Below are 12624 nucleotides of genomic sequence, written 5' to 3'. Positions count from 1 at the left end.
TATTCAGGATAGCTTGCTGCGCACTTCCTCGGGCACTGGCAAAGCCTTCAACCGGCCGGGCTTTTCCGGATGGGGCGCTGCCCAGACGCGTCGCTCAAAACCATCCACGCAAAGCACGCCATTGTTATAGATCTTGTGGCTGACCACGAAATAACGGTCGCTCCATTCGCTGACGCCGCTATGGACCTCCAGCACGTCCCCGAATTTGGACGGCGCCAGGAATTTGGCGTTGGCCTCGGCAATCGGCGTACCGATCACGCCATGACGGTCGAAGATGTCCGGGATGGTCAGGCCAGCACTGTCAAAAAGGTGTCGCGTCGACACATCGAACCAGGCGAAGTACCGCGGATAAAATACGATACGCGCCGGATCGGCATCGCCCCATTCGACGGACACGCGATGAATGCTCGTCTTCATATTAGTTTGCCTTCAAACATCTTTCGCTGCGCAAGAATATGGCTGATCTCCATCCAGGAAAACCCTTGAGTTCTGATTATTATAACTGATAACAATTTGCCGATACGATTTTCTGAATTCTGTGAGATTGATTGCCAAGGCGGGGGATTTCTTCTACATCGCAAAGAGATTCTCAGAATTCCTTTGTCATTTCCATGGCGCCCCAGACAGAGCAGCAGAATGATCAAACCGAAGCAGAAATCCGTTTCCGGTCGCCAGGCCAGTTCGGCGCAAGTCGCTGACGACGAAGCGTCGCCCGCTGCTGCCGGCACCGAGGTCGATCTCGGCTATCTGAACGGCCTGCTGGGCTATGCGCTGCGCCGCGCCCAGCTCGCCGTCTTCCAGGATTTCATCCAGAACATGAAGGATTTCGACCTGCGGCCGGCGCAATTCTCGGTGCTGGCAATCATTGCCGCCAATCCTGGCCTCAAGCAATCACGGGTCAGCGAGGCTCTGGGCATTAACCGCGCTAACTTCGTCGCCCTGCTGGATGAACTGGAAAAGCGCAAACTGGCCCGCCGCGCAGCCTCGCCGGGAGATCGGCGCTCGAATGCGCTCTATCTCACCCCCAAAGGCGAAAGCTTCCTGGCCGAGGCCTACCGACATCTGCAAATCCATCACGAGCGCCGCCTGGACGAGCTGCTAGGCAGTGCTGATAAACAGTTCCTGCTGTCACTGCTGCGCAAATTGTCCACACTCTCCTGACTTAGTTCGGCTTTGCCGCAGCCGGATTTTCGACCAGCATCGCGATGCCCTGGCCGCCGCCGATGCAGGCCGAGGCGATCCCGTAGCGCAGTTCCGAGCGCTGCAACTCGCGCGCAACCGTAACAGCGAGCCGAACGCCGGTAGCGGCCAGCGGATGCCCGATGGCGATGGCCCCGCCATTCACATTGAGCTTCTTGTGATCGAGATTGAGAGCCCGCATGCAGGCCATGACCTGAGCGCCGAAGGCTTCGTTGATCTCGATGCGATCAACATCCTCGACCTTGATCCCCGCTTTGGCGCAGACGGCCTGGATGGCCGGGACAGGGCCGATCCCCATAACCTCCGGCTTCACGCCGACGCTGGCACCGGCAACGATCCGGGCCAGCGGCGCCTTGCCCTTGCTGCGCACGTAATTGCCCGAGGCCACAATGGCGGCCGCGGCACCATCTACCACGCCCGAGGAATTGCCGCCCGTCTGCACGCCGCCAAAGGCCGGCCGGATCTTGGCAAGGACTTCCACCGGTGATGGCCGGATATGGCTGTCTTCCTTCACCTCCGGCGTTTTACGCCCCAGCCGGAAGCCGCGCTTGTTATAGCCATCGAAGGCAAACTCCTCGCTGGTCACCGGAGTGATCTCGCCCGCCAGGAAACCGCTCTTCTGTGCCTGGATGGCACGCTCGAAGCTTTCGGCAGCGTATTCGTCCACCTCTTCGCGGGTGATCTGGTATTCACGCGCGAGATTCTCAGCCGTGTCCCCCATCATGATGCCGGGCGCAGGATCAATCAGCGCTTCCCAAAGGAAATCCTTGAATTCCACCTGCCCCATGCGGAAGCCGTTGCGGTGCGTATAGGCGGCGATGGGATTGCGGCTCATCGATTCAGTGCCGACCACCAGCCCCACTTCTGTCTGGCCGAGCTTGATCTGCGCGGAAGCCTGCAAGATCGCTTCGATACCAGTGCCGCAAACGCGCTGGACCAGTTGCGCCGGCACTTCAATGGGCACACCGGCATAGAGGCCGATATGGCGAGGCAGCATATAAGCGTCGTAGGAGGCCTGCGCCATGCTACCGGCAACCACAGTGCCGATATCGGTGGCAGGCACCTCGCTTTTCTTCAAGACCTCACGCGCCACCTTGATGCCTAGGTCGATGGGCGAGACCTCACTCAGCGCACCCATGTAATCGACGAAGGGCGTGCGAATGCCATCGACAAGCCATATATCGTCGAAGGCAATAGTCAATCCGGCTGGACTAGGCGACATGAGCAATCCTCTTGCTTCCCACGATGACCCGACCGGATGGCCGATCGGCATATAAATCCTCCACCAGGGCCACCCGATGGTCGAGCACAGCGCGCTGGTTGATTGAGCCTTTATCGGTGACCTCGCCGACATCCAGCGAGGGCAGTTCATCGACCAGGATGATCCGTTCGATCCGCGTTGCGCTGCCGGTCGCCTGCGCCGCAAAACTTGCCAGCATCTCAGCGAATTGTGCGCGCACTTGGGGATGCGACACGATCGCGGCCACATCGCTGCCAGCAAGCTCTGGGCAGAGGCTGCGGCAGTTTTCAACGTCTACGAAAACCAGCGCCGCCAGATCGTCACGGTCATGACCGGCGATCACCACATCACGTACATAGGGCGCAAAATGAGCGATGAAGCGCCCCCGCAAAGGCCCGACGCTGACCCAGGTGCCGCTGGTCAGCTTGAAGTCCTCGGAGATGCGGCCATCGAAGAGCAGGCCTTTCTCAGGCCGATCCGGATCGATGAAGCGGGCGGCATCGCCCATCTTGTAATAGCCTTCTTCATCGAAGGCTTTCGCGGTGACATCTTCCATCCGCCAATAGCCCGGCGTCACATTGGGCCCCCGCACCCGGACCTCCAGCTTCTGGCCGTTCGGCACCAGTTTCAACTCCTGGCCCGGCACCGGCAGTCCAATCACGCCAGATCGGTCCACTGGCCAGTTGGCGCAAAGCGCAAAAGGCGCGGTTTCGGTGGCGCCTAGGCCACTGATGATCGGAATCCGCTCGCCAATGGTGGCAATCGCCAGCTCTTCCAGCTCCGTCCAGACATGCTGAGGCAGTGCCGCGCCGGCATAGAAGATCATCTTCAGCCGGCTGAAGAAGGTCTCGCGCAGCTGCCGTTCGGAGCGCAGATACGGCAGCAGCATCTCAAAGCCCTTGGGGACGTTGAAATAGACGGTCGGCGCGATCTCGCGCAGGTTCCGTACCGTCCGCTCGATCAGCGAGGGCACGGGCTTGCCGTCGTCGATATACAGCGTGCCGCCGTTATAGAGCGTAATGCCGATATTGTGGTTGCCGCCGAACGTGTGGTTCCAAGGCAGCCAATCGATGAAAACCGGCGGCTCGACGGCAAAGACCGGCAGTGACTGGATGATCATCTGCTGGTTGCTGCACAGCATACGCTGCGTGTTGATCACGCCCTTCGGCATGCCGGTCGATCCGGAGGTGAACAGAAACTTCGCTACCGTATCGGGCCCCACCTTGGCATGGGCCTGCTCTACCGCATTGGTCGGCGTGACGGTTTCCAGATCGGCAAACAGCGTCACCCGGCCGCCCGGCAGGGCCTCCGCGTTTTGCGTCACCACAATGTCCATCTCTGGCGGCAAGGTCGCCATCAGAGCCTTGGCGAAACGCTGCCCATCGGCGGCGAATACCATGCCCGGCTTCAGGACATCAAGAACATGGCGCAGCTTGCCGAAATCGGTCGAAACCAGCGAATAGGCAGGCGAGATTGCCGCCGACGGGATGCCGACATGCTGAGCCGCCAGGGCTAGGAAGGCATGCTCGATGTCATTATCGGATAGAATTGCCAGCGGTCGTTCGGCCGACAGGCCCCGATCCAGCAAGGCCTGGCCCAGGACGCGCAGCTTGTGCATGGATTGCGCATAGGTGAATGTCCGCCAAGCGCCGGCGGCATCTCGCTGGGCGATAAAGACACGATCGGGCGTTGTCTTGGCCCAATGCGACATCCGCTCGGTCAGCCGGTCCGGATAAGCCCCCAGCGGCTCGGGTGAGCGCATCAGGATCGTGCCATCGGCACGCCAGGTCACTTCGGTCTCGGCACGGCCAAAAGGAACCTGACGAAACGGATACGTCATCTCTCCTGCTCCTCCCTACCTCTCTGTCTCAGGTGGGCGCCATTGATGTGGCGCTCCTTTTATCAAACCCGGACAGAACCGCCGACCATGCAGCGGATTTTTGCGGCTAACGCACTTTGGCGGCCCTTTTCTCCAGGAAGTCGCGAATGCGCTTCTTCGCCTCGATGTCGGCCTGCGCGATGGAGGACATCATCGCCTCCATCAGATAACCGGATTCTGGATTGCTCTCCACGATCCGCGGCAGCGCATGCATCACTGCGAAATTGGTCATCGGGGCGTTGGTGGCGATCTTCTTGGCCAGCTCAAGCGCCTTGGCCATGCCCTGTCCCGGCTCGACCAGATATTGCGACAGCCCGATGGCATGGCCCTCTGCTGCATCATACACGCGACCGGTCAGCATCATGTCCATCATGCGGGCAGCACCGATCAGGCGCGGAATCCGCACCGATCCGCCGCCGCCGACAAAGATACCGCGCTGCCCCTCAGGCAGCGCATAGAAGGCAGAAGCTTCCGCCACCCGGATATGGGTCGATGCCGCCAGTTCCAGGCCGCCGCCGATCACCGCGCCATGCAGTACCGAGATGACCGGCACCTGGCCGAACTGGATATGGCGGAAGGCTTCGTGCCACATCATCGAATGACCAACGCCCTCAGTTGCGGACTTCTCCTGCAACGAAGACAGATCAAGGCCGGCAGAAAAATGCTCCCCCTCGCCATCGATGATCACGGCCTTCACACCCTCCGGGGGTGCGGCGAAGAACTTATGCAGGCCCAGCACCGTGGCGTTATCCAGCGCGTTGCGCTTCTCCGCCCGCTTCAGGCGCAGCACGCCGATATCGCCGTCTATTTCGACGCCAAGGCTGGGCGGCAGGCCAAGGATGGATTTGTCAGCTCTTTCAATCGGATTCAGGTGCATGCGGCATTTGCCTTAAAAATAATTGTTATGGAATATAACTAAATCCCCGGACTTGGCAACCCTGCAGCCATCCCCGGCGCAAAATCGCCATGTTTGGCGGTTTAGGGTGGCCAATATGCAATCGAAACCGGTCCGGACTGATTCGGGAGGCGCCAGCATGGCGGGACGCATCATCCAAACCGATATTCCGCTCCGGCTCGACCGGCTGCCATGGGGCCGTTTCCATGTCCTCGTAGTGATCGCCCTGGGCGTGACATGGATACTCGATGGCTTGGAGGTTACGCTCGCGGGGTCGGTGGCAGGAGCTTTGAAGGAAAGCCCCACCCTGCAGTTCAGCAATTCCGAAATCGGCCTGGCAACCAGCGCCTATCTGGCTGGCGCAGTGCTCGGCGCAATCCTTTTCGGCTGGCTGACCGACCGGCTGGGACGGAGGCTTCTGTTTTTCGTCACGCTCATTCTCTATGCCACGGCCACCGCCGCGACGGCCTTCTCCACGGATATATGGACCTTTGCACTCTTCCGCTTCCTGACCGGTGCGGGGATTGGCGGCGAATATACGGCGATCAACTCCACTATCCAGGAATTACTGCCGGCCCGGGTCCGCGGCTGGTCGGATCTGGCGATCAACGGCAGCTTCTGGCTCGGTGCAGGCTTTGGTGCCGCCGGCTCAATTCTGCTGCTCGACACTGCTGTACTCGGTGCCGACTGGGGCTGGCGCGCCTGTTTTCTCATTGGTGCGGTTCTGGCCCTTCCGGTCTTATTGATGCGCCGTTGGCTGCCGGAGAGCCCAAGATGGCTGATCGTCCATGGACGGACAGACCAAGCCGATGCCGTGATCGCAAGCATCGAGCAGAGCTTCATCCGGCGCGGACACCGGTTGGCGCCACCGGCCAGCCCGCCGCTGCGGCTGCGAGAGCGCCGCCAGACATCCTTCCGCGATCTTGCCAATGTTCTGTTCCGCCACCATCGCCGGCGAGCTCTAGTCGGCCTTTGTCTGATGGCCGCGCAGGCTTTCTTCTACAACGCAATCTTCTTCACTTATGCCCTGGTACTGACAGACTTCTATGACGTGCCTGCGCATGAGGTCGGCTGGTATATCCTTCCCTTTGCGCTTGGCAATGTGATGGGTCCGCTTCTGCTTGGCCGGTTATTCGACACGCTCGGCCGTCGGCCAATGATCGCCTTCACCTACATCCTGTCGGGATTGCTGCTGGCGATCAGCGGTTTCCTGTTTCAACAGGGCTTTCTGACCGCCACCGGCCAGACCATCGCCTGGATGGTCGTCTTCTTCTTTGCATCAGCAGCCGCGAGTTCCGCTTATCTGACGGTCAGCGAAACCTTCCCGGTGGAGATCAGGGCCCTGGCGATCGCTGTCTTCTACGCGATCGGCACCGGATTAGGCGGCGTGATCGCCCCCTGGCTGTTCGGCACCCTGATCGATACCGGCTCGCGCAGCCAGGTGCTGATCGGCTACCTGCTCGGCGCGCTGCTGATGGTCGGCGCCGGCATCGTTCAAGCCGTCTACGGCGTAGCAGCGGAGCGCAAGATGCTTGAGGATGTCGCCCGGCCGATCAGCGCCGTGGACTGAACGCGGCCTAAAGCCGGGGCGTGCCCCAATCCCTTGCGATGGCGATCTGCATACGGCCAATGCCCTCGATCTCGGCTTCCATCACATCGCCGGGATTGACCTGAGATACCCCCTCCGGCGTGCCGGTCATGATCACGTCGCCGGGATACAGGGTATAGAAACGGGAAGCGTATTCGATCAGTCTCTGCACATCGAAAATCAAATAGCTGGTGTTGGAGTTCTGGCGGAACTCGCCATTCACCTTGATGCTGAGGCCGAGCTTGTTGGGATCGGCGATCTCGTCCTTGGTCACGATCCATGGCCCCAGCACGGCAAAGGTATCCAGTGATTTGCGGAAGCCAGGAAATTCCGGACCGCGGATCGTCATATCGAGGCCGATGCAATAGCCGAAGACGTAATCCAGCGCCTGATCGTATTTCACGAAACGCGCTTCCTTGCCGATCACCACAGCCAGTTCGACCTCGTGGTCGTTGCGCCGGTCCGGAAAGCTGAGCTGCACCTCTTCACTGGGGCCTATCAAAGCTGAATTGGCTTTGATGAACAGGCCGTACTGGTCCAGCGATGTAAAGGTCTTGCCGTGATTGATCGCCTTGTCGGCATTGGCTTCGTCAATATGGGCACGGTAGTTGATGGGCGCGCCGATGATCTTGCCAGGATTGGCAACAGGGCTTTCGAGGCGGATCCCACTGAGCAGAAATGGCTTCTGCTCGCTGACATAGCCGGGTATCTTCGGCAGCACCTCAGGCATTTGCCGCACGATCCAGTCGCCGTGGGGCAACGGCCATGCCGGCTGCACATCGAACAGGGCGGTGATGTCATAGACGGCCTCGCCCTCGACGACGCCGATCCGGTCGCGATTGAAACGGCATAAACGCATTTCACCTCCCTAGATGGGCAGCAGACTGCCCTGACGTGATTATGGCCACTATCAATAGATGGATGTAGCCAGAGTCCGCAACCAGGAAACAAGGCGAATGATCTCAGTCGGTGGTGCCGGAAATATCTGCCCGCGTCGGAGGAAGGTCACCCGGGGGGCCGAGCACTGTCTTGTCGCGTGCAAAAAGCGGCTTGGATTGCATGTAATAACAAAGCAGTTGCGCCAGAGCCTCCAGCGACTTGACGTGCGTCCGCTCATAGCCGTGTGAGGAATCGAGCGCGAAGCAGACCAGCGCCGTGCGAATATCGTTGCCCGCCTCCACAGCAGAGGCAGCATCGCTGCGGTAGTAGCGGAATACATCGCGTGCATGCTCGATGCGGTATTTGGCACAGATATCGAGCAGGCTGCGCGTCAGGTGCCGGTCGAAAGGCCCGCTGGAATCCTGCATCGATATGGTGACGCCGTATTCGCTGGTATATTGCCCTGGTGCCACGGTGCCATTGTCGATCGAAACCAGCTCGGCGACATCGCCATGCAATACGGTCGATGCGCCTACGCCGACTTCCTCTGAAATCGTGAAGATCAGATGGCAATCCATCGGCAGCTTGGCATCGGATTCGCAGATCGCCTTGGCAGCGGCCAGCATGGCGGCGACGCCGGCCTTATCGTCGAGATGGCGCGAGACGATGAAGCCGTTGTCAAGAAATTCCGGCATGGGATCGATGGAGATCGTATCCCCTACGTGAATGCCCAGCGCACGGGCCTCATCTGCGGTGGATACGCGCTCGTCCAGACGCAGTTCTAGATTAGCCCAGGAAACCGGCTGGGTATCAATCTCCTCGTTATAGACATGGCCCGAGGCCTTGCAGGGCAGGATACTGCCCCGGATCATGGTGTCCAGATCGGTATGCACGTTGCATCGCGCCCCCTCCGCGAAGCGCGCTGACCAGGTACCGATCGGCACCACTTCCAGCCGGCCATTGGGGCGAAAACCCTTTACCATCGCACCCAGCGTATCGAGATGCGAGACTATGGCGCGGTCGGGCGAGCTGCGAGTACCTTTGAAATCGGCGCGGATGGCACCGCGACGGGTCAGTTCGAATGGGATGCCGAGCGATTCGAGTTCGCTGCAGACCCAAGCCACCGCAGCATCGGTCATGCCGCTGGGGCTGGGGATCATAAGCAGCGAACGGAGCACCTGGAGCAGATAGTCGCGATCGATCGACAACGCCTTCATGCAGCGGTCCGATCAATGGCTGCCGCGGACCTGGCGCCAGGAGGACTTCGTCTCCGGGAACAGGAAGTCGACAAACTTCTCCGCCGTCGGCTGCGGCTGGTGATTGGCAAGGCCCGGCCGTTCATTGGCCTCGATGATCCGATAGTAAGGCTGATCTGGCGAGCGGACGATGAAGTCAAAGCCAACCACGGGAATATGCAGCACCGAGGCCGCCTTGATGGCAGCCTCCGCGATGACCGGATGCAGATGTTCGGTCACATCATGGATCGTCCCGCCGGTATGAAGATTGGCCGTCTTGCGCACGGCCAGCCCCTCGCCCTGCGGCAGGATGTCGGTGAAGCCGAAACCGGCGGCACGGACGCAACGCTCGGTTTCCTCGTCCAGCGGAATGCGGCTTTCGCCACCCGTGGCAGCCGCGCGGCGGCGGCTTTGCTTCTCGATCAGCTCGATCACCGTCAGCACGCCATCGCCCACCACGGTGGCCGGCCGGCGGATGGCGGCGGCAACTACCTCTCCATCGATGACGATGACGCGGAGATCGTCGCCGGTAACAAATTCCTCGGCGATGACCATGTCGCTCAACCGGCGCGCCGTTTCATAGGCCACGAGAACCTCATGGCGCCGCCGCAAGTCGACGAAAACACCCCGGCCCTGCTCACCGCGGGCTGGCTTGACCACGATGCGCCGGTATTTCTCCAGGAAGCCGACGGCATCCTCAGGCGTACGCACCTCGATCTGGTCGGGCACCGCCAGGCCAGCGCGCTGCAGCAACCGGCGGGTCAGCGCCTTGTCGTCGCAGCGGCTCATCGTTACGGCCGTGGTGAAGTCGCTCAGGCTTTCACGGCACGATACCGTGCGCGCCCCATGGGTCAGCGTGAAGATGCCGGCGGCGGCGTCCTCGATATCGACGGCAATGCCACGGCGCCTGGCCTCATCGATAATGATCCGCGCATAGATGTTTACATGCGCATCCGGTGCGGGACCGATATAGAGCTTCTGATTGATGGAATTCCGCGTCTTGACGCAATAAACCGGAATCTGGGTAAAACCCAGTTGGCGATAAAGCGAAATGGCCTGTTCATTGTCATGCATCACCGAGAGATCAAGGAAGCTGCGGCCAGCCTTCTGCATATGACGCGCCAGTTCCACCGTCAGGGTGCGCCCAATGCCCGGCTGTGCCGCCTGCGGGTCGACGGCCAAAGCCCATAAGCTGGCGCCATTGTCCGGATCGCGGAAGGCCGTCACATGATCGACCCCCATCACCGCGCCGAGTATCTGCTTCGTCTCTCCGGATGCGGTTTCCGCCACCAGGAGAGTAACAGCCGGGTGCGTATCGGCGCAGTATCCTTCCCGCAAGGGAACCATTCCACGCGCCGCATAAAGACGGTTAATCTCCGTCTCATCGTCGCCGGTCGCCTGCCTAACGACAACACCGCGATCTCCGTCTTCCGGCAATTCCGCATCAAGCTGTAACCGGAAGGCATGCGACGGGTCGAGAAATAGCGCCTGCGGCGCCATGGACAGAACCACATGCGGCTCGCGCACATAGAAAGCGATATCGCGCTCGCCGACGGTTTCCTCCAGAAGGCGATCGGCAACCTGCTCTGGACTATCGAATGTCTGGCCGAACAATAGACGGCCCCAGCCGCAATCCACCGTCGCCGCACGACGGCGCACGGCGCGCGGCGGCGCCCCCCATTGCTGCAGCGATAGAGGAGTATCCCCATCCCGCATCGCCTGTTGCTCCCGGTTAGGCGCCACTGTCGCCATGATCTCCTCCCAGCCTTAAAGGTTGTGCTGTTGCAGCCACATCTCCAGCAGAGCCACCTGCCAAAGCTTCGAGCCCCGCAGCGGCGTGATATGGCCCTTTGGGTCATTCAACAGCTGATCGACGTAATCGCGCTGAAACAAGCCGCGCTCGCGGGCGCGGCTGCCATGCAGAATGTCGCGCACCATTTCCAGATACGGACCCTCGATGTATTTCAGTGCGGGAACCGGGAAGTACCCCTTAGGACGGTCTATGACTTCATGCGGCAGCAGTTTGCGGCCGACATCCTTCAGTATCCCCTTGCCACCATCGCGCAGTTTCTGCTCCGGCGGTATGCGAGCTGCCAGCTCCAGAATATCGTGGTCGAGGAAGGGCACGCGCGCTTCCAGCCCCCAGGCCATGGTCATGTTGTCGACGCGCTTGACCGGATCGTCCACCAGCATCACCAGGCTGTCCAGGCGCAGAGCCTTGTCTACTGCCTTGCTGGCGCCGGGAAGCCCGAAATGGCCGGCAACAAAAGCCGTGCTGTAATCTTCCGTGGCGTAGGCGGAATTGATTGCCTGCAGATATTCCGCGTGGTCGCGATCGAAGAAGACCCGCGCATAATCACGGACCGGGTCGTTTGAGTCGAGGAGAGGCGGATACCAATGATAGCCGCCGAATACCTCATCGGCGCCCTGGCCGCTTTGCACCACGCGGACATGCTGGGACACCTCTTCCGACAGCAGGAAGAAACCAACATTGTCATAGGAGACCATCGGCTCCGACATGGCATCGATTGCTTTCGGCAGCGCGTCCAAAAGCCGCTTGGACCGCACGAATATCTTGTAATGCTCGGTGCCGAAATGACGAGCGATCAGATCAGAGTAAACAAATTCATCGCCCTTCTCGCCATTGGCCTCCTCAAAACCGATGGAGAAAGTCTTCAGCCCTGTCTGACCAGCTTCGGCCAGCAACGCGACGATCAAGCTGGAATCGAGGCCGCCGGACAGCAGCACGCCGACAGGAACATCAGCGACCATGCGGCGCTCGACAGCGGTTTTGAGACTTGCGTGAACCCTCTCCTCCCAGACCGATGCCTCGGTTTCCACGTCCGCCGCGCTGCGGTCGTAATCAACGGTCCAATAGACGTGGTTGGTGCGCCGGCCATCGGGTTCGAAAACCGCGACCGTTGCCGGCGGCATCTTTTTGATCCCATTCAGGATTGTAAAAGGTGCCGGCACGACGGCATGAAACGTCATGTAATGGTGCAGAGCCACCGGATCGATGCTGGTATCCACATCCCCGGCCGCCAGCAACGCCGGAAGCGAAGATGCGAAGCGAAGCATCCTGCCTGGCTTTTCGGCCAGATAAAGCGGCTTGATCCCGAGCCTGTCACGTGCCAGGGCTAGCCGGCCTGTTTCGCGTTCCAGCACCGCGAAAGCAAACATCCCATAGAAGCGTTTCGGCGCGTCGATCCCCCAGGCATGCCATGCCTTGAGAACCACTTCCGTATCGCCTTCGGAGAAAAACCGGTATCCCAGGCCTTCAAGCTCTTTGCGAAGAGTCTGATAATTGTAAATGCATCCGTTGAACGCCAATGTCAGACCCAGTTCGGAATCCACCATCGGCTGCTGTGCGCGCTCGCTCAAATCGATGATCTTCAACCGGCGATGACCGAGCGCAGCGCGGCCTTGGGCGGCATAACCCGCAGCATCAGGCCCGCGCGCCGCGAGCCGGCCTGTCATCCGTGCTACAGAAGCAATATCTGCATGACTGCCATCGAATCGGACTTCGCCGCTAATGCCGCACATCGGATCTCCAAGAGTGATTTGCCTCGCCAGACGATGCTGGCGGTAATGTCGCGTGGGCGGCTTCGTTGGAAGCTGCCCAGAATCAGGATAGGAAAGCGTGCAGGATGACGTAGAGCCACACGCTTCGATTTCAAATTTATGCTCGGAAGATGGCCGATTTTATGG

The 12624-nt window shown here is 60.3% G+C and carries 10 protein-coding genes; 2 read left to right on the top strand and 8 right to left on the bottom strand.

Annotated features, from left to right (window positions below; genetic code table 11):
- Nucleotides 1–3 precede the first annotated feature (3 nt).
- A complete protein-coding gene (locus tag Q0603_RS07240) occupies nucleotides 4–417 on the bottom strand; it encodes an acyl-CoA thioesterase (protein WP_298724076.1) in 414 nt (137 codons plus the stop codon).
- Between the two features lie 219 nt (nucleotides 418–636).
- Here Q0603_RS07240 and Q0603_RS07235 point away from each other — a divergent pair, with 219 nt between their 5' ends.
- Entirely contained in the window at nucleotides 637–1161 is a 525-nt protein-coding gene (locus Q0603_RS07235; protein ID WP_298724075.1) for a MarR family transcriptional regulator, read from the top strand.
- A gap of 1 nt (nucleotide 1162) precedes the next feature.
- Here the strand turns inward: Q0603_RS07235 and Q0603_RS07230 are convergent, their stop codons facing one another.
- The 3 genes from Q0603_RS07230 to Q0603_RS07220 all read right to left on the bottom strand — a co-directional run bounded on the left by Q0603_RS07230 (nucleotide 1163) and on the right by Q0603_RS07220 (nucleotide 5196).
- A complete protein-coding gene (locus Q0603_RS07230; RefSeq protein WP_298724073.1) occupies nucleotides 1163–2422 on the bottom strand; it encodes a thiolase family protein in 1260 nt (419 codons plus the stop codon).
- Nucleotides 2412–4280: a feruloyl-CoA synthase gene (locus Q0603_RS07225; protein ID WP_298724071.1), complete on the bottom strand. Its 1869-nt coding sequence runs from the start codon at nucleotides 4278–4280 to the stop codon at nucleotides 2412–2414. Before Q0603_RS07225 ends, Q0603_RS07230 begins: the two co-directional genes overlap by 11 nt.
- Before the next feature lie 106 nt (nucleotides 4281–4386).
- Nucleotides 4387–5196, bottom strand: coding sequence for a crotonase/enoyl-CoA hydratase family protein (locus Q0603_RS07220; protein WP_298724069.1), 810 nt, complete (start codon nucleotides 5194–5196; stop codon nucleotides 4387–4389).
- A gap of 157 nt (nucleotides 5197–5353) precedes the next feature.
- On the opposite strand from Q0603_RS07220, the gene Q0603_RS07215 reads away from it, so the two are divergent.
- Nucleotides 5354–6784 (top strand): MFS transporter, encoded by a 1431-nt coding sequence (locus Q0603_RS07215; RefSeq protein WP_298724068.1) that lies wholly within the window; start codon nucleotides 5354–5356, stop codon nucleotides 6782–6784.
- Between the two features lie 7 nt (nucleotides 6785–6791).
- Here Q0603_RS07215 and Q0603_RS07210 read toward each other — a convergent pair whose 3' ends face one another.
- The 4 genes from Q0603_RS07210 to Q0603_RS07195 all read right to left on the bottom strand — a co-directional run bounded on the left by Q0603_RS07210 (nucleotide 6792) and on the right by Q0603_RS07195 (nucleotide 12459).
- Nucleotides 6792–7661 (bottom strand): fumarylacetoacetate hydrolase family protein, encoded by an 870-nt coding sequence (locus tag Q0603_RS07210; protein WP_298724067.1) that lies wholly within the window; start codon nucleotides 7659–7661, stop codon nucleotides 6792–6794.
- 103 nt (nucleotides 7662–7764) lie between these two features.
- Nucleotides 7765–8898, bottom strand: a complete 1134-nt coding sequence (locus Q0603_RS07205; protein WP_298724065.1) for an osmoprotectant NAGGN system M42 family peptidase — start codon at nucleotides 8896–8898, stop codon at nucleotides 7765–7767.
- Nucleotides 8899–8910: 12 nt separating this feature from the next.
- The gene (gene ngg, locus Q0603_RS07200; RefSeq protein WP_298724063.1) at nucleotides 8911–10668 is read right to left on the bottom strand and encodes an N-acetylglutaminylglutamine synthetase; all 1758 of its coding nucleotides are present in this window, start codon (nucleotides 10666–10668) and stop codon (nucleotides 8911–8913) included.
- Nucleotides 10669–10683: 15 nt separating this feature from the next.
- Nucleotides 10684–12459, bottom strand: a complete 1776-nt coding sequence (locus tag Q0603_RS07195; RefSeq protein WP_298724061.1) for an N-acetylglutaminylglutamine amidotransferase — start codon at nucleotides 12457–12459, stop codon at nucleotides 10684–10686.
- Between the last annotated feature and the right edge of the window lie 165 nt (nucleotides 12460–12624).

Origin of the sequence: uncultured Ferrovibrio sp., from assembly GCF_937960835.1 — a bacterium.
Classification (GTDB): Bacteria; Pseudomonadota; Alphaproteobacteria; order Ferrovibrionales; family Ferrovibrionaceae; genus Ferrovibrio.
Note: the sequence above shows the minus strand (reverse complement) of the source record. Positions and strands in the feature narration are given on the sequence as shown.